Raw genomic sequence first — 18041 nt, 5'->3', positions numbered from 1 at the left:
GCCCAAATCACTTATTGCTTAGTCTTGTCCGGCCCGATCACGGCGAAATTTCCCGTACCGCTATCCCCGAGACTTTCCGGCCACTCGCGTCCCGTGTGAGTTGGAGAACCAGATCGACGGTCATCCGCACGTAAGCGAGAATATCTTCTCGCTGGAGCGTGGAGCCGCTTTCGAGAACAAGAAGAGTTAGCTGCTCGAACGCGCGTTCGACGCTATCGGCGTGGATCGTCGTCATCGATCCCGGATGGCCGGTGTTGATCGCGCGCAGAAAGGCAAAGGCTTCGGAGCCGCGCAATTCGCCAAGGATGATGCGATCGGGGCGCATCCGGAGCGACGCCGAGACCAGATCATTGGCCGTGACCGCGGCCTCACCGAGCGCGCTGCGCGCTGCGATCAGGCCGACGGCATTGTCATGCTTCAACCGGATTTCGGGCGTATCCTCGATCAGGATCAGCCGCTCCTTTGGCGATATTTCGCGGATCAGCGCATTAAGGAATGTCGTCTTACCCGACGAGGTTCCGCCAGAAATCAGGATATTGAGCCGTCCGCGCACCGCCTCGCGCAGCGCTGTCGCGATATCGCCGGCATCGACAAGCTCGCGTACCCGGTCGACCGCTGCCGACTGCCGGTCTTCCCCCGGGCGGATGCTACGAAAGGCATCGGCCGACACATAATCGTCGAGCGTCAGATCGGCCGACACATGCTTGCGGATGGCGATCGCGAGGTCGCCGCGCGTCGCGGGTGGCGCGACGATCTGGATGCGCGAGCCGTCGGGGAGGCTCGCCGAAAGCAGGGGATGCTCGCGGCTGATGCCCTGATGGTTGAGCGCCGCGACCTGCCGTGCCAGCCGGGCCAGCAGCGCGCCGTCGAGCACCGGGACGTCGTGGCGCTCAATCGCTCCGCCGAGCGTCTCGAGCCAAAGCTCGCCGGGCCGATTGATATAGATGTCGGTGACGTCGGCGCGCTCGAGCGCGAACGACAGCGGCGCGAGATAGCTACCGAGATAGACGCGGTCGGCGGTGTCCGCGGCGGTCATCGCGGCCCCTCGGCCCCGGTGAAATCAAGATCGCGCGCGACGAACACGCTGACGCTCGTTCCCTGCCGGACGCTGAGCGTCGGCGGAATCTGCGTGGCCGGGGTTGTGGGGGCGGTGCCCGGAAATGCTCCTGGGAGCGCGACGACCACCGAATCCCCGACCGAACGCATGGCGAGATTGCCGCCGATCAGCATCGCCGTCTGCAGGATCGAGCCCGCAAAGCGTTCGAAGAAATGGCTGTTGACCTTCGCCCGCACGCCGCCGACGCCGACCGGATCGGTGGCGGGCGATCCGATCGCGATCGTCACGCCGTCGGGACGGATCAGCCGCGTCCATGTCACAAAGGCGCGCTTCTGGCCGGGGTTGGCTTCGGATGCATATTCGCCGATCAGGCGGCTGCCGCGCGGGATCAACACGCGGGTGCCGTCGAATCCGTGGACGTCGCGCTGGACCAGCGCGCGCGCGAAACCCGCCCCCGTCGAATCGAGCGCGGTTTCGAGGACCGCCGGGATCAGCGTTCCCTGCGGCACGGTGGTCGAACGGTTCGCGATCGATCCCGCGCGGCTACGGCTCGCAGTGCCACTGCTGACCGAAGCTTGTCCGCTCCCGGCTGGCGCGGCTGCTCCGTCCGCCGAAGGTCGCGCTTGCGCGTCGACGACGAGGATCGCGCCGCTACTCGTGCGCGGCGCGGGTGCCGCTGGGGCCGGGGGAGCATAGGATTGGGGCGCCTGTGGAGCATAGGGCGCGGGAGGCGGGGCGGGAGCGGGCTGTGACGGCGCGAGACGCGCCACTGGCATGGCGGTCGCCTGGGGATTGAGCGGGGCCACGACCGCCACGCGCGGCTCCGGCGGAATATAGAGCGGCGGCAGCGCCTCCGACACCCCCACAAGATCGGCGGGGGCGGGGCGCACTGCTGGCGCCGACAACGCGCGCCGACGCGCATCGAGGATCGAGAAGAGCAGCACGGCCGCCAGCGCCGCACCGATCAGGATCGCTGCTCCCGAGAGTCCTGCGCGTGGGCGGGCGACGCTGGGCATGACGCCGCGTTCTGCCGGTTCAGTCGGCATGGCAGGGTTTTCGTCGGTCGCGCTCATGACGCGCCATCCTTCGGCAGATAGCGCGTCGCGCGCGCGGTCTTCTGATCGATCCGGAACAGAAGCTGCTCATGGACGCTGTCGATGACATAGAAGCCATCGCGCATATTGCCGTTAGCGAGCCGTTCGCGCCCATAGTCGTCGATGATGAAGACCGCCGGAAGCGAGACATCCTGCGGCCAGTCGATATAGGTTTTGGCGCCATCGTCGTTGATCCGGACGGGCCACAGCGACCGGGTGCCGCTGAGGCGATACAGGCCGATCGGTTCTCCGGCGTGGCCTGCATCGGTCGCTGCACCGCTCCCCGGCTCGGCAGGATAGCGAAACCGTATCTCATAGGGCGGCGTCCCGTGCGCCGGGACTAGGTCGAACGCATAGAAACGCGCGCTGGTGATCACGGTCATATTGGTGCTGACGCCGTCCTGCGTCGGCCGAACGAACAGCATATTCCCGCTCTGGCTCGCCACCACCTGCCATGCGCCGCTGTCGCCGATCGCGACATTCTGGACCTGCTCGTCGGGCGCCAGCGCGATCATGACCTGATAGCCGGGGGCGCCCTCGATCTGGACCACCTGATCGCGCCGATAGTCGACCGTCTGCATGCGAGCGTCACCATATCCCGGCTGCGGGCGCACTTGTGCTTCGGCGCCGGTTCCGAGCAGCGCCAACAGCATGGCCATGGAGAAGCGGCCGGTCATGGACGCCCCTGAACCGGCTGCGCCACACCCGCAGCGGAAATCGCGTCGGCAGCGGTGGATGCCGCCGGCGAAGGCACCTCGGCGGGTTCAGGCGCGGTCAGCGCCTCGGCGCTTTTGCGATAGCTACTCACCTTGAAGCCGAGCGGGTTGATCATCCGGTCGGCGGTGCTCATCGGTTCGCCGCTATAACCATAGCGGACAACCGCAACCCATGGCTGTGCAGGGTGGGCCTGACCGCCTGCATCGCGGCGCTGTGTGTCGAACCGGACCATTGCCGTGTCACCGGCCATCGGCGTCACGCTTTTGACCTGAACGTCGATCAGCGATGAGCGCGGCAACCGCACCAGCGGACTGTCGGGGTTGGACACCTGAATTTCGGACAAATAGCTGCCCCGCGCCGTTCCAGCGGACCAGAGGCCGACCTTTTGATAGTCGCGCTGCAGTGAATTCGCATCATATCCTTCGCGGGCGATGACATATTGGACGAGGAAGGATTGGGTGAGTGCGCGATCGCGCGAAATCGCCTGCGGCTCGAGCGGCTTCAACGGCTGGACGAAGCCGGTCTGGCGATCGACAAGCAACGTATAGGGCTCGACGGTCTTGAGCGGGGTCAGGAACAGCAGCGCCAGTGCCTCGCACACCGCGATGACGGACGCCGCACCGGCGACCCACCAGGCGGTGCGGCGCGACGTGCGCAAGGCGTCTTCGCGGTCCTTCGCCCAGCTGCCAGCTTCGACAAAATAGGCATCAAGGGCTTCGCGGCTGGATTTCTTCATGATCGCCGGTCCCTGGCAAGTGCACGTGTGGATATTCGCTGCCGGGTCCGGCGACCAGGCGAGGTAGCCGCGGACGTCGAACTATGGCGCTCGCCCGCATCCTGTCTGGCGGCGCTGCGCGCGATGTGAACCGCGCGCGATCCGCCGGATGTTTCGGCCGCGACGGCTTCGCGACGCTGGTTGATCGCGACAGCATCGGCGATCGCTGCGGCGCGTGAGCGGCTTTCGATCGGCGCGTGTGAGGCGACGGCCTGCCGCGCCGGTTCAGCGCGTGCGGAGCGGCCATCCAAGGCGTCGTTCGCGGGCCAAGCCTTCATCCACGCCGGAATATGGAGGCCCATCGCCACGCGCCCGACAATCACCATCACAGTGGCCAGCGCGATCGCAAAGATCGTCGTCGCCGCCAGCAACTGCGCCGGCGCGCCGATGATATCGCCGCCGCCCGCACGCCGGGCGAGCAGGCCGGAAAGCCAAGGCTCGAGAAAGGCCAGCGCGACGCCCAGCGTGATGGCGATCGCGAGACTGGCCAGCGCGGTGCCGATCAGCGTCTTGAGCCAGGCTGCAAAAAGCCCGCGGGTCCCGTCGAACAACAGGAATGCCGCAAACAGCGGCGCCAGCGCGAGCAAAAGGCCGGCGGCGATCCGGACAACTGCGAAGGAAGCAACGGTCGAGACGAGGAAGATCACCCGGGCAAAACCCAGCGCGAAACTGTCGAACCCGAGGAAGGGCGGCGGCGCAACCGAAGGCATGCGCGGAAGCCCGTCGGCGCCGAGCGGCACCGGCCCCACGCCCTCGATCGCGAGGATCTTGAGCGCCTGATCGACGCCATCGATCCGCGCCACGAGCCCACCGCCGCTTCCCGGCAGGTTGGCGGCGCCGCCGATCGTCGCGGCAAATTCGGCAGGGGAATGGAGAATGACGTTATAGACGAGTATCTGATAGGCAGGCCAACTCGTCGCCAGCACGAGGACAAGCCCGATCTTGACGAAGGTCAGCACGCCCTCGCGAACCGTCGGCGTCTGCCCGAGCAGCATCCGGTATCCGATGAGCGCGATCAGCAAGGTCGTCATGCCGGTCAGCAGGACCGAGGCGGTCGATCCCGGCGCCGCCAGTGCACCATAGCCCTCGGTCCCGATGACCTGCGCCTGGCAGTCGAGGAAGCGAAGCACGCTCGGCGCGAAGCTCTCAGGGCTGGGGATAGTGTCGCAGACCGCCATGATCACGCGCGCTCCATCAGCGCGTCATACCAGGCCTCAGGTGCGTCGCCATGTAGGCCACGCAATTCGTCGAGCAGGCGCACCGTGCGTTCGCGCCCCGACAGGATCGTCAGCAGTTCGCGCTCGCCCGACAGGTTGAGGCGCGCGACGACGCTTTCATTGCCATGTTTGACGAGGAAGCAATGCGCGCTGTCGGGCAGCGAGCGAACCAGTTCATATTCATGCGGCGTCAGCCCGAAGCCGTCGACATAGTCGGCCGCGCGCGCCTTCGGGTTCGCCATGAAGATTTGCGTCGCGGCTTGCTCGATGATCGCGCTGGCGATCCGGCTCTCTAGCGCATCCTGCGCGCTCTGGGTTGCGAAGCCGACGATGCCGTTGCGCTTGCGGATCGTCTTTTCCCAGTCCTTGATCCGGCGGACGAACACATCATCGTCGAGTGCCTTCCAGCCCTCGTCGACGACGATGATCGCCGGGCTGCCGTCGAGCCGTTCTTCGACGCGGTGGAACAGATACATCATCGCCGGTGTGCGCACCGCTGGATCGTCGAGTATCTGCGTCATGTCGAAGCCGACCGAACGAGCCGAAAGGTCGGTGGCGTCTTCCGCATTGTCGAACAGCCAGGCGCGCTCGCCATCGCCCCACCATGGGCGCAGGCGCGACCACATATCGTCGGCGTGCGGCCGGTGCCCGCCGCGGAACAGTTCGACGATATGGCGGAGGCGACGATGATGCGGCGGCTGCGCATAATTAGCGTCGATCGCATCCTTGATCTGCGCGAGTTCCTCGACCCCCGCGCCGCCGGCGAGCAGCGCAAGCCAGTCGATCAGGAACTGGCGATTGCCCGGCGTATCCTCAAGCTGGAGTGGGTTGAGCCCCGATGGCGCGCCGGGGCGCAGCACATCATAGCGTCCGCCGATCGCCCGGATGAACAGCTCGCCGCCGCGATCCTTGTCGAAGAAGACGATCCGCGGATCGAATTTGCGCGCCTGTGCGAGCAGGAAGTTGAGCGCCACCGTCTTGCCCGAGCCCGAGGGGCCGATGATGGTGAAATTGCCCAGATCGCCCTGGTGGAAGTTGAAGAAATAAGGTCCCGCCGCCGTGGTCTCGAACAGGGTGACCGCATCGCCCCAATGATTGCCGTGTGGTTGGCCGAGTGCGAAATTATGTCCGCTCGCGAGCCCGGCGAAATTGCCCGTCGAAACAAGACCGCGCCGCGCGATATATTTGAAGTTGCCAGGGAATTGCGCCCAGAAGGCCGGTTCGAGCGCAATCTCCTCGCGCACCGCGATGATGCCGAGGTCGGCGAGCGCGGCCTGGACTTCGGCAACCCCGGCATCGACCTCGGCGGGTGACGCTCCGCGAATGCCGATCGTCATATGATGCTCGCCGAACCCCGATCGGCCGGCGGCGACCTCGTCCTTGGCGCTCGACAGTTCGGCGCGCAGGCTGAGTGCCTCATCCTCGGCCGAGCGCATCCGCCGCAGCGTCAGGTTCATGCGCTCGAGCGCCGACTGGCGCTCGACGAAGCCGAAGGATTGCGAGACGGTGAGCTCGAAGGGCAGGCGGAGCAGTTCGTCGAACATGCCGGGGCTGGTCTGCCCGGGGTAATCCTTGATCGACACCAGCCCCAGATAGCTTCGATCCGCGTGACCCGACGGAGCGAGTTCAATCGTCTCCTGCCCGAAGCTGATCCGGCGGTCGGGTAGATAGGCGCCGATGTCCTGCGTCGGCAGCAGCACCGGGCGGTTTTCGCCATTGTAGAGCGTCGAGAGAAATTCGAGCGGCTCGGAGCAGGGCCCGGCCTTGCCTTCATAGATCGTCAGCAGCGACGGCTCATAGCTGCCGAGCGCGGCCATCAACGCCTCGCGCGCCGTGTCGAGCTGGCGCAGATCCTGCGCGGCGGTCTCCGCCACCGAACTCGTGCGGCCGAGCTTCTCGCGCAAGCTGTCGAGTAGGCCGACCCGTCCTTGCAGCGGGCGGCGGATCAAGGTCAGATAGAGATCGTTGACGAACAGCTGGCGGCGGCCCAGCCGACTTTGCCAGGTCGCGTCGAGCTTCGCCGAGAAAGGATCGTCGAACTGCCCGTCGAGCCCGGCTTCGATCCGGCGGCGAACGATATGATGATAGATGGCGAAGCGCGACGATCCGATCGCCTGCAGCATCGCGTCGCGCAGCCGCTTGCGATAGTTGATCTCGGCGGTGTCGGCGGTTTCGAAGAGCATGCCGCGGAGAGCAATGACCTGCATGAGCAGCCCGTCACGCGTCGCGATCGTGTGATCGTCGACATGATGGCCGTAGGGCAGGTGGCGCCCGGCGGGCGCCTCCCTTGCGACGGTCTTGGAGGAAGAGGCTAGGGCCGGTAGGAGTTGCATCGCCAGATCGCAAAGTTGCGCACGCGCGGGCAGCGGCCGACCTTGGCGAGCCAAAGGTCGAAGAAGCGCGGTTCGCGCAGGCACAAAAGCACGCCCGCCAGATGCACCGCCAGCGCGATCACCAGTGCCCAGACGGTGCGGAAGATCAGGAATAATTCGGTCGCGAGGACCGCATTGGCGACGAAATAGCTGTAGGTGACCCCGGCGAACATCTGCGGACGCGTCAGCGCGACGAACATAGTATCACGCTCGACCCCGTTCATCGATCAGCGCCCGAGGCTGGCGGTGGACTGGATGCCCGCGACGATGCTGGCGGCACCGAACAATATGAAGCAGCCGAGGATGACGGTCGCACCGTATCGCCAGTTGATCCGTCCGGTCAGCATCATGAAGCCGACCGTGGCGACGGCGATCACCGCGACTACTGTCGCGATTGTGCCGAGCAGCGTGCCCTCGAGCCAGCGCACCGCCGACACCAGCACGCCCGACCCCGCCGGATCGGCAATTTCCTGCGCGTGAGCGGTTGCAGCATAGAAAAGACCGGCGATCCCGCCTGCCCATCCGGCAATTCTGCTTTTCATCCTCACCCCGTTCATTTCGCGTTCCGCCGCCCCGGCGGAAGATCATCCATTGGTCAATAGACCGTGCCGCGCGACACTGCCAAGGTGGAATCGACATCATAGTAAGATCGTAAGAATATTGATGAAACTTGTTCGCGGCCCGACATCATGATTAGATCATCTTTCAAGAAACTGCTGACGGAATATTGATGCATTCGCCAACCCTGTCACTCACCGATCCACCCGCGGGCAGCCCGGTCGCCGAGAGCGTCGGGTGGGTTCAGGGTGCCGCGCTGGGCACGGTCGCAACGACCGTCGCGGTGCTCGCGCTGGCAACCATCGGGCTCCTCATGCTGTCGGGGAGGCTGGAGTTGCGGCGCGGCATCACCGTGGTGATCGGTTGCTTCATCCTGTTTGGGGCAGCGGGTCTCGCCGGAGCACTGACCGGCCTCGGGAGCGCAGGGGCGCGGCCGAGTTCGGCCGCGGTGCAGGGGCCCGGCCCCTTGGAGTTTCAAACACGATCCACGCCACCTCCTGCCGCTTATGACCCCTACGCTGGCGCATCGGTGCCAACGTCTCGATAACGAGGTTATGGGGGCCGCCCTTGGGTAATCCGGGCGGCCTGTTGGCATACTTGCTCTTCATGATGAGCGTCGGTTGCCGGTGGGGAAGTGAGGGTAGGAAATGAATTTTTCAAAAAATGAAATTTTTGCCTTTCCATTTTTTTCTGCATTGATATCGTTGAGAGAATCGGGAGCGTTGTCAAATATTTGAGGCGCCACGGGAGGGGGTTTTATGAAAATATTACGCGCGTTTCTGCTTGGCGCGACCTTCATTGGCTTAGCTGTCCCTGCCGTCGCCACGGAAACCGTCACTTACACATATGATGCCAAGGGTCGCCTGACGAAGGTCGTGCGCACGGGCACGGTGAACAATAATGTCACGGTCGAATATGAGCATGACAAGGCGGACAATCGTACACGGGTCAAGACGACGAATTCGCCGAACTCACCTCCTTGAAGTTGAGATTGCAACCTGTCTGACTTGTTACTGCCGCTTTACGGCAAATGGTCTGAATTCACTTATTCCACTGGAAAGCCGCTATCGATGAAGGAAGTTTGCTTGGGGCGGGCAGCAGTGAGTGCCCGTGGACTTATCGCTACCACAATCGCGTTGGCGATGCTTTCGTCCCCTTCTTACGCTCAAGATGCAACCGGAAGAATTCCCCAGAGTCCCGTTCTCGATGATTTTGGCGTGGACGTTCAAGGCAATGGATTTCTTCAAGAGTTCAAGGAGTTGTCAGTCGGCCCGAATGACCACAGAGGCCTGCAGCACATCCGCTACCTCTCTGCCCAGTGGTGGAAGACCAATTTCTGGAACTACGCAATCGGTGAAGCTGGCTGGTTGAGGCCCTTCCCTTCAGCAGTAGCTGAATTCGGATCGCTTACACGCGTCGCTGGGGACGCGTACACACGCCCGACGGGAGACGGATCATATCTGGCTGCCTTTATAGCGGGCGAGAACCTGCCCTGGTCGCTAGTCACCAAGGATGGGCGCATCGTTGAGTATGGCAAAATCACATTCGATTATGGCCCGGATTCCTCTGGCGTTTCGCAACAATCCAGGGCGGCAACGCGCGTCACTTTTCCGGACGGTACCATTTGGACAATCCACAACCGCTATTACACCGGCGGCCCGATCACCCAGTATAGAATACAATCAGTAACCAACAATCTCGGATACCAGATAAAGTATGAGTATGATTCAGACGTATACAATGTCGGAGACTGGAAAAAATTAACCAAGGTGACGGCGATAAATAATGCCGTCGAATATTGCGATCCAATGGCGGACAGGTGTGCATTGTCTCGCCCGTGGAGTAGCACGTCCTATAGCACCTCCGGGGCAATTGAGTATGTGACGGATGCGTCCGGTGGCATTAGCCAATTCACAAGGGAGGCAACAAGTCCGGATACTAGTACCATAAAAATTAAGAGGCCTGGCAGTTCATTTTGGGATGCTGAGTATAGTTTATCAAGGACGCCTATCCCATGCTATCCGGAAAATGAATATCCTAACGGAAAATGTGCATTTCGATTTCGAGTTACATCGGCTACCGTTGATGGAGTATCGAGAAATTATTCATATTCTTACTTGTCGTCTCTTAAAACATGGACTGTTCAGTCTACTACGCCTTATGGAACGAGAAAATATATAAGCAAGGTAGATTCTTTTCTTGACGGAGTTTCGGAGGTGATTGACGAACTTGGACGAATCTCCAAATTTGAATATAATAATTCTCAAATAAAAAAATCCATCTCTCCGGAAGGAAGCTATTTTTCCCTTACTCGCGATTCGAATGGAAACATTACGGAGACACGACAAGTCGCAAAATCAGGATCGGGACTACCAAATTTGGTAAGCACGAGCGCTTTTGGCACGGCGTCCATGGGCAGGCCAACGTCTACCATCGACAACAAAGGTAATGAGACGAATTTTGAATATAGCACAGTTCACGGAGGCATCCTCAAGCGTACCGGTCCCGCCGTGGACGGAGTGCGGCCCGAAACGCGTTACGAATATGCTCATCGCTCTGCCTGGATCAAGAATAGTTCAGGGGCCTATGTTCAGGCTTCTTCCCCTGTCTGGCTGCTGATACGAGAACGTTCTTGTCGATCAACAGCCGCCAGCGGCGCGAGTTGTGCCGGGGGCGCCGCGGACGAAGTCGTTAGCGATTATGACTACGGCCCTGATAGCGGCCCAAACAACCTGCTCTTGCGAGGGGTGTCTGTCACTGCGGGCGGAGAAACCCAGCGAACCTGTTTCGGGTACGATATTTCCGGGCGAAAGATTAGCGAAACAAGGCCCGCTGCCAATCTGAGCGCCTGCCCGTGAGCAGGAGGCGCGCCCAGGAACGAGCCGCCCTGTCCGTTGTCGCATCGCTCGCAGGGGTCGCCGTCTCAACGACATCAGCATATGCACAGGCACAGCCTTCAGCTCACACGAGCGCGGCGCGCTACGACGCTATGGGCCGGGTGACAGGAACAATCGCGCCCGACCCGGACGGCGCGGGGCCTCTCGCCTACGCAGCGACCCGGACGACCTATGATGCAGCTGGCCGACCAGTCAAGATCGAGACCGGCGAACTCGCGAGCTGGCAGCCGGAAGATGTCAAGCCAGCGAACTGGATCGGCTTCACACGGCTTTCGTCGGTAGAGACGAGCCTGGACGCGAAGGGCCGGAAGGCGAGCGAGGTTGCGAAGGGCTCGGACGATCTGCCGGTGTCCCTCCTTCAATACAGCTACGATCTTGCCGGGCGGAACGAGTGCACGGCGCAGCGGATGAACCCCGCCGCCTATGGCAGCCTCCCTGCAAGCGCTTGCACGCCAGGCGCTGAGGGGGGCTTCGGCCCCGATCGGATTACGCGCAATGTTTACGACGCCGTGGGCCAGCTGCTCAAGGTTCAGAAGGCCTATGCGACGCCGCTGCAGGAGGACTATGCGACCTACGTCTACAGCCCGAACGGCAAGCGGACCAGCCTGACCGACGCGCGCGGCTACACCGCATCGATGAGTTATGATGGATTTGACCGCCAAGTGAGATGGAACCTTCCGTCGCCGGCCACGCCGGGAATGGTGTCCATCATCGACTATGAAGAATATGGCTATGACGCCAATGGCAACCGCACGAGCCTGCGCAAACGCGACGGCAGCGTCATCACCTATCAATATGATGCGCTAAACCGCAACACGGTCAAGATCGTCCCCGAGCGGTCGGGGCTCGCGGCAACGCACACGCGCGACGTCTATTATGGATATAACCTCAAGGGGCTCCAAACCTACGCCCGGTTCGATAGTCCGTCGGGCGAAGGCCTGACTACTGATTACGATGGATTTGGGCGCCCGATCTCGTCGGCGCTGACGATGGACGGTTTGACGCGGACTCTTTCCTTTACCTGGGACAAGAACGGCAACCGCACCGGGCTGATCTGGCCCGACGGGAGGCAGGCCGGCTACGCCTATGACGGACTTGACCGGATGTCGGCGCTCTATGACGGAGCGGTTGCGTTGAATGTCAACCTTCTAGCCTATGGTTACAACCGCCGCGGACTGCGCGACCGGCAAAATGGGCGATACAGCCAGTATACGACGTTCAGTTACGATCCCGCCGGTCGCTTGAGCGGCTTGGGCCATGACTTCCCCGGCACCGCAAGCGATGCCGCGTTCACTTACGGCTATACGCCGGGAGCACAGATGGCGCAGCAGTCCCGCAACAATGACATCTATGCGTGGACCGGACACTATAATGTCGACCGCAACTATGCGGCGAACGGGCTCAATCAATATACCGCCGCGGGCGCGGCGTCGTTCGGCTATGACGCTAACGGCAATCTGACCTCGGACGGGTCGACGACCTATGTCTATGATGTCGAGAACCGGCTGGTGAATGCCAGCGGGGCAAAGAATGCCACGCTGCGCTACGATCCGCTCGGCCGACTCTACGAGACCGTCGGCGGCGGGGCGACCACCCGCCTCCTCCATGATGGTGACGAACTGGTTGCCGAATATGATGGCGCGGGCACTCTCCTGCGACGTTATGTGCACGGCAAGAATGTCGACGACCCGGTGGTCTGGTACGAAGGCAGCGGCCAGACGAACCCGCATTGGCTGCACACCGACCATCAGGGCAGCGTCATCGCGGTGACCACTCCCAGCGGGGCGGCAGCGATCAACAGCTATGACGAATATGGCATCCCGAACCCGGGCAACCTCGGGCGGTTCCAGTACACCGGTCAGGCGTGGCTCCCCGAACTCGGCATCTATTACTACAAGGCCCGCATCTACTCGCCGACGCTCGGGCGCTTCCTCCAGGCCGACCCCATCGGATATAAGGATCAAGTCAACCTCTACGCATATGCCGGGACGGATCCGGTAAACGGGCGGGATCCCTCCGGGCTCTTTGGCGAACAGACTACCCAAAACACTTGTTCGCGTGTTGGCAGCGTGTCTTGCTCCGGCTCATATGGCGGCGACGGCATTTCGCCTAGGGCCGAGGTTGCACTGGGCGCGGGTGATGCATCAGGGTACTGGGAGGCCTCACCCAACAATCCGCTCCAAGAGATTGGGGAGCAAATGGATCTGGATGTGGAATCGACCGGGATAAACGTCGTGGCGAAGAGTCGCCTCCTTGGCGCGCTCATGAAGAAACATGGAGTTGTCCCTGGTTACAATGAACACGGTGTAAATATACCGCCAAAAGGAGACATGGAACGCGTGTACCGGGAGTATCAAGAGGTCAGACTTGCGATAGCGAAAGCCGATGCTGCTGCTGTCCGCGCCGATCGCATCGGAACTCCACACCTCCTGTCCGTGCGGCAGATAACATATTATCATTGGCGTGTTTTTGAGAAATTCGGACTCCCAAATACTGTTTTCGGTGGAACTCCAATTTTTGGTAGCGTTATTGAGGCAAATTCGCTGAATTCAATAACGGGATGGTGCGGAGGATGTGACAGTGTTCCATAGTAAATATCGAATATTATCGATATCCATATCCGGGATTGGGATTCTACTTTCCCTGATTTCTGGTCTATATATTTCTTTGTCTATATTGTCCGGTTTTGCGAATTTTTCATATCCCAATATATATATCAGCATTGTTGTAGTTTCTATTGCGATATATGTAAATTTGTATATCTTGGTCAGGGGAAGCGACTTGTCCGGACGATTACTGTTCCGGCTCCTCATTTTGTCACTCGCATCTTCTGCAGCAATTTTGGCACCCGTTCTATATTCTGCAGCCATCTCCGGTGGCTAGGGTCAGGACTCATTGATCAGAGCCAGAAGATGACGGTTGCGGCGAGGGCTACGGCGGAGAAGAAGGTGTTCGGGCACCGATCATAGCGTGTTGCGACGCGACGCCAGTCTTTCGGCCGACCGAACATGATCTCGATGCGGTTGCGGCGTTTGTAGCGGCGTTTGTAGCGGCGCTTGTCGTATTTGACGGCCCTGTTCCGTATTTTCCGGCCAGGGATGCACGGCGTGATCCCCTTCTCCTGCAAGGCGTCGCGGAACCAGTCGGCGTCATAGCCTCGGTCGGCAAGCATCCATTGCGCTTTGGGCAGACTGTCGAGCAATGCGGCCGGCGCCCGTGTAATCGCTGACCTGCCCGGCGGTCATGAAGAAGCTGATCGGGCGACCATTCGCATCGGTCACGGCATGCAGCTTGGTGTTCATGCCGCCTTTCGTGCGTCCGATCAGACGTCCCGGACCCCCTTTTTTACCCCAAGACTAGACGCCGTGCGGTGGGCTTTCAGATAGGTAGCGTCGATCATGATCGTTTTGCGCTCTGGCGCTTGCGGTGTGGCCAAGCCTTCCATCATGGGGATGAAGATGCCTTTGTCACTCCGCCGCTTCCAGCGATTATAGAGCGTCTTTGCCGGGCCATATTCCCTCGGCGCATCCCGCCATCTTAGCCCATTGCGGTTCACGAAGATGATCCCACTCAAAACCCGCCGGTCGTCAACGCGATCGCGGCCGTGGCTCTTCGGAAAATAGGGCCGAAGACGCGCCATCTGCTCGTCCGTCAGCCAGAATAAATCGCTCAAATTCAGGCCCTTCGTAGCCGCCTGAATCACAGCCATCCCCGCAAATCAATGGGTCCTGACCCTAGTTAATATTTTTGAGCGCAACTTCATCCGGCGCGATGCTGAAAAGGCTGTGCAATACTCTGGAAACCGCGCCACGCGGTTGACTGAGTGCGCCAATCTAGCCGCGTCACGGGCAGATCAGCTTCATCGCCCGCTTCGACAGCGGGAGGCGCGCGCATCATCAGACAGAGAGGCAAGCCGACGAACGTGCATAGGCTCATCTGGGGAGTGCGTGATTGCCGCCTCTGAAAACTGAAGGGGAAGCTGGGGGCGCCTGATAGGTGAGGCGCATGTATATCCAAATTGGCCGCTCGATGCGAAGTATCCTGCCTTACAACGATGCGGTTTTGACGCAGCCCTCCCTCCCCGACGAGCCCCTGCATGCCACGCATGGCGCGGCGCAGAGCTTAAATGGCGGCTTCCCAGTGAGTGATAACATCGATGCCCCCGCGAAGGCGGGGCATCGCAATTGGTAGCGACATAAACGGCATCCCCGGGTTCCCGGGAATGACGTAATTGACCTACTGCTACTTTCACGGTCCGATGGGGAGCCATCTTCCCAATCTCGCGGTCAAGGCGAAGCCGATTTTGCGAGGGGCGCCGTCGGGCATTGTGTTTCAACGTACAAAAGTCACTGCTGGCCGCATATCCCAAGTTAGCTCAAATTTGCTCTCTGAAGCTCACGAAAATGATCATGAATTGGCGGGTAAACGCTGCGGATCATGAAATTTAGTCATTATAAATCATGTGCATAAGTTGAGGTGTAAACACCTGCCGCCCCAGCCAGCCGGTGCAGGAATCACAGCCGATCTGGGCTTGGGCCATGATATTCCTGACCAATGATTCATCGGTCGGCGAGGCGTCTGTTCATTGTACATCGGAGTGTGCCAGCGCGCTGATCTGAAAGATCTCGCTGGTCTACCTTCCCGCACATCTTCCGTCGCGGTCATATTTTCTGGCGGCGCCGGATTCACCAACTCTCCGATGCTCAGGCTCTTGATCTCGGGTTGTCCTTGAGACTTTATGAGCAATCGCAAGCGAATGGGACGCAATTGCGCTCGCGTCGATGCGATCGTCGCCGATCCGGCCGCCGCAGCCCTCTTATGACCAGATGTGCAAGCAGCCGTGCTCCGGCGACGGCTATCTGGAAACCTTCAATCGTTCCAATGTGCCGCTGATCGCTCCGCGTTGGGTGCCGTGTCCCGATCCTTGATGACGGTCGATTGCGCAGATGAGAATGCCCCCGAGGAAGAGCGTAGCTTCTCCGAGGGCATTAGTGTCGATTCGGTGAGAGGCTTTCACCCGACAGGAGGCGCGCCCCTTTAGGGTTGACCCTTGCAGCTCAAATAATCGAATCCGATCCGCGCCGATTTCACGGCATCGGACGGAAAATCGAATTCATACACATAGTAGGCGACCTGCGGCCCTGCAGCTTCGACCACGCGCCGCCAGTCGGTGGTGCCAGCGCCCATGTCGGTGACCGCGCCGTTCGGGGCGAGGTCCTTCATGTGCAGCAGGGCGATGCGGCTGCGGTATTTTTTCAGGAAATCGAGCAGTTCCTCCACCTGGTCGGGCTTGAAGGCGAGGCGCGCCCAGAAAATATCGACCTCGAACTGGACGAAACGGGGGTCGGTGTTGGCGGCGACGATTTCCCACGCGCTCGTCATCACCGGCTTGCCGTCGCCGCTGTCATAAAGATAGCGGGCGTCGAACTCGCCGGTGTGGTTGTGGACGTAAAGGGTCAGCCCCTCGGCCGCCGCGGCCTTGCCCAGCTCGTTCAGGTTGCGCGCGGTTTCCAGTGTCTGGTCAAGGGTAGCCAGACCCGGCTGGCCAAAGCCGCCCGAACCGATGAAGCGCTGACCGAGCGCCTTGGCCTCGGCCAGCTGCGCCGGCCATTTGCTCTTGTCGAGCGAGACGTGGCTGGCGACCGATTGCAGGCCCGCATCCTTCAGCAGGCCGGCATAAGCCTCGGGGCTGCCGCCCGAAATCAGGCTCATGCTTTCGACATTGCGATAGCCCATTGCCGAAATTTCCTTCAGCACCGCCGCCAGTTTCGCGGGGTCGGGCTTCGCCCCGGCGAGCTTCATGAAGGACGGCTTCAGCCGTTCGAATTTTTCCGCGACGGGCAGCGTGTCCCATTCGGCCGGGATCGGAATATCAGCCAGGGTGCTGGCAAAGACATAGGTCTGGATGGCAATTTTATCGACCGGCAGGCCTAGGCATTGCGTCGGAGCGCTCGCGGGCTTGGGCGTGTGGTCGTGCGCCGCGGTGGCACCGGCGCACATGGCCGATGACAGCAGCAAAAGCGAAGCGATGTGGCGACCCGTCATATTCAATATCCTCTCGGCACGTCGCGCCCTCTTGGGGGCGGTCATTGGGTGGGGTTTCGGGGGTGGGCTTTGGCGACCTGTCAGCGCAGGCTTTGCATATAATCGATGATGGCGGCGCGCTTCGCCGGGTCGGTGACGCCGGGATAGGTCATCCGGTTTCCGGGTACGACGACCTTGGGCCTGGCGATGAACGCATCGAGCGTCTTGCGGTCCCAGCGCAGCTTCGCCTTGGCCAGCGCCGGCGAATAGTTAAAGCCATGCACCTGCGCGGCGGGTTTGCCGAAAACGCCGGCGAGGCTCGGGCCGATCCGCTTCACGCCGGGCTTGTCCGAATGGCACGCCGCGCAGGCCTGGAACGCCGTCCGTCCCTTGGCCAGGTCGGGCGTCCCCGTCTGGGCGGTGGCCGCATAGGACAAGGCAAGCACGAGCAAGGCCGCTGCCCCCGAAACAGGCGTGATTATTTTTGGCATAGCATCCTCTTCAGTCGCATCCTCTGGCGAGGCGATGGCCGGTCGTTGCGGTGCGGTTTCTCTCCGCACTCGGTTCGGGCCATCGACTCGTGTAATTGATTGCATAGCCTGGACTATGATTTGCCGGTTTGGCAATGAATCCCGGCGATTTTATGCCCTTGCACCGGCATTTGAAATCGATTACTTTTCGAAGAATAACATAAAGACGGGAGAGGTCAATGGCATCTGATCGGTCCGCTATGGACGGCACAAGCCGCAGGAATCTGCTTAAACTGGGGGCCTTTCTGGGCGTGGCGCTGGTTGCGCCGACCGCTCGTGCGGTTGCGGCCATATCCGCGCCCTGGGACGCTGCCAACCGGGCGCTGGTCGCCGAGGTGGCCGAAATCATCCTTCCGGCGACCGATACCGGCGGGGCCAAGGCCGCCGGGGTTCCGGCTTTCGTGGAAATGATGGTGTCGGACTGGTTCGACGCCGGCGAGCGGGCCCACTTCATGGATGGGATTGCGGCGTTCGCCGGCCGTGCGCAGGCGCGTTACGCCAAGCCCTTCGTCGCGCTGGGCGACGCCGAAAAAATCGCCTTTTACGGCGAGGAATTGAACGCCGCTGCGGCCGCTGCGCCGTCGGCGGGTGGCCGGCCGCGGACCCCGTTTGCGGTGCTGATGAAGCGCCTGACGATCTACGGCTATTATACCAGCGAGCTTGGCGCGACGGTCGAACTGTCGTCCAACATGGTCCCGAACGAATATCTTCCCGACGCGCCGTTCAGGCCGGGCGACCGGGCCGATTCTTTCATCCTCTACTCGCTGTCGCCTTTCAGCGCCTTCTGACCGGGAGCATCA

15 protein-coding genes and 1 pseudogene are annotated in these 18041 nt (G+C 61.4%); 5 read left to right on the top strand and 11 right to left on the bottom strand.

The window, feature by feature from the left end; translation table 11 throughout:
- Positions 1–37: 37 nt before the first annotated feature.
- From virB11 to AC1RRJ_RS19980, 8 genes are read right to left on the bottom strand one after another with little or no spacing between them, the layout of a single operon-like run.
- Complete coding sequence (virB11, locus tag AC1RRJ_RS20015; protein ID WP_493125988.1) at positions 38–1036, bottom strand: P-type DNA transfer ATPase VirB11; 999 nt, start codon at positions 1034–1036, stop codon at positions 38–40.
- Positions 1033–2130: a TrbI/VirB10 family protein gene (locus AC1RRJ_RS20010; protein ID WP_493125986.1), complete on the bottom strand. Its 1098-nt coding sequence runs from the start codon at positions 2128–2130 to the stop codon at positions 1033–1035. Before AC1RRJ_RS20010 ends, virB11 begins: the two co-directional genes overlap by 4 nt.
- Positions 2127–2810 carry a TrbG/VirB9 family P-type conjugative transfer protein gene (locus AC1RRJ_RS20005; protein ID WP_493125984.1) on the bottom strand — a complete coding sequence of 228 codons (684 nt, stop codon included), beginning with the start codon at positions 2808–2810 and terminating at the stop codon, positions 2127–2129. The genes AC1RRJ_RS20010 and AC1RRJ_RS20005 overlap by 4 nt, the downstream gene beginning before the upstream one ends.
- 14 nt (positions 2811–2824) lie before the next feature.
- Positions 2825–3604 carry a VirB8 family type IV secretion system protein gene (locus AC1RRJ_RS20000; RefSeq protein WP_493125982.1) on the bottom strand — a complete coding sequence of 260 codons (780 nt, stop codon included), beginning with the start codon at positions 3602–3604 and terminating at the stop codon, positions 2825–2827.
- Entirely contained in the window at positions 3601–4821 is a 1221-nt protein-coding gene (locus tag AC1RRJ_RS19995; protein WP_493126269.1) for a type IV secretion system protein, read from the bottom strand. The genes AC1RRJ_RS20000 and AC1RRJ_RS19995 overlap by 4 nt, the downstream gene beginning before the upstream one ends.
- A 2-nt stretch (positions 4822–4823) precedes the next feature.
- Positions 4824–7193, bottom strand: a complete 2370-nt coding sequence (locus tag AC1RRJ_RS19990) for a VirB4 family type IV secretion/conjugal transfer ATPase (RefSeq protein WP_493125980.1) — start codon at positions 7191–7193, stop codon at positions 4824–4826.
- Complete coding sequence (locus tag AC1RRJ_RS19985; RefSeq protein WP_493125978.1) at positions 7172–7456, bottom strand: VirB3 family type IV secretion system protein; 285 nt, start codon at positions 7454–7456, stop codon at positions 7172–7174. The genes AC1RRJ_RS19990 and AC1RRJ_RS19985 overlap by 22 nt, the downstream gene beginning before the upstream one ends.
- A gap of 3 nt (positions 7457–7459) precedes the next feature.
- Positions 7460–7774: a TrbC/VirB2 family protein gene (locus AC1RRJ_RS19980; protein ID WP_493125976.1), complete on the bottom strand. Its 315-nt coding sequence runs from the start codon at positions 7772–7774 to the stop codon at positions 7460–7462.
- A 188-nt stretch (positions 7775–7962) separates the two neighbouring features.
- Between AC1RRJ_RS19980 and AC1RRJ_RS19975 the strand changes: the two genes are divergently transcribed.
- The 4 genes from AC1RRJ_RS19975 (at position 7963) to AC1RRJ_RS19960 (ending at position 13278) form a co-directional block, all read left to right on the top strand.
- On the top strand, positions 7963–8337 hold the full coding sequence (locus tag AC1RRJ_RS19975) for a TrbC/VirB2 family protein (RefSeq protein ID WP_493125974.1): 375 nt from the start codon (positions 7963–7965) through the stop codon (positions 8335–8337).
- Between the two features lie 211 nt (positions 8338–8548).
- Positions 8549–8773 (top strand): hypothetical protein, encoded by a 225-nt coding sequence (locus AC1RRJ_RS19970; protein WP_493125972.1) that lies wholly within the window; start codon positions 8549–8551, stop codon positions 8771–8773.
- Positions 8774–8797: 24 nt separating this feature from the next.
- Positions 8798–10648, top strand: coding sequence for a hypothetical protein (locus AC1RRJ_RS19965; RefSeq protein ID WP_493125970.1), 1851 nt, complete (start codon positions 8798–8800; stop codon positions 10646–10648).
- A 131-nt stretch (positions 10649–10779) separates the two neighbouring features.
- Entirely contained in the window at positions 10780–13278 is a 2499-nt protein-coding gene (locus AC1RRJ_RS19960; protein ID WP_493125968.1) for an RHS repeat domain-containing protein, read from the top strand.
- Positions 13279–13586: 308 nt separating this feature from the next.
- On the opposite strand, the pseudogene AC1RRJ_RS19955 reads toward AC1RRJ_RS19960, so the two are convergent.
- The 3 genes and pseudogenes from AC1RRJ_RS19955 to AC1RRJ_RS19945 form a co-directional block, all read right to left on the bottom strand.
- Positions 13587–14360 (bottom strand): annotated as a pseudogene (locus tag AC1RRJ_RS19955) (IS5 family transposase).
- Positions 14361–15724: 1364 nt separating this feature from the next.
- Positions 15725–16732 (bottom strand): sugar phosphate isomerase/epimerase family protein, encoded by a 1008-nt coding sequence (locus AC1RRJ_RS19950; RefSeq protein WP_493125966.1) that lies wholly within the window; start codon positions 16730–16732, stop codon positions 15725–15727.
- A gap of 80 nt (positions 16733–16812) precedes the next feature.
- Positions 16813–17202, bottom strand: a complete 390-nt coding sequence (locus tag AC1RRJ_RS19945) for a c-type cytochrome (RefSeq protein ID WP_493125964.1) — start codon at positions 17200–17202, stop codon at positions 16813–16815.
- A 218-nt stretch (positions 17203–17420) separates the two neighbouring features.
- Here AC1RRJ_RS19945 and AC1RRJ_RS19940 point away from each other — a divergent pair, with 218 nt between their 5' ends.
- Positions 17421–18029, top strand: coding sequence for a gluconate 2-dehydrogenase subunit 3 family protein (locus tag AC1RRJ_RS19940; RefSeq protein ID WP_493125962.1), 609 nt, complete (start codon positions 17421–17423; stop codon positions 18027–18029).
- The last annotated feature ends 12 nt before the right edge of the window (positions 18030–18041 follow it).

Source organism: Sphingopyxis sp. GW821-FHT12C06 (assembly GCF_058807415.1).
Note: the sequence above shows the minus strand (reverse complement) of the source record. Positions and strands in the feature narration are given on the sequence as shown.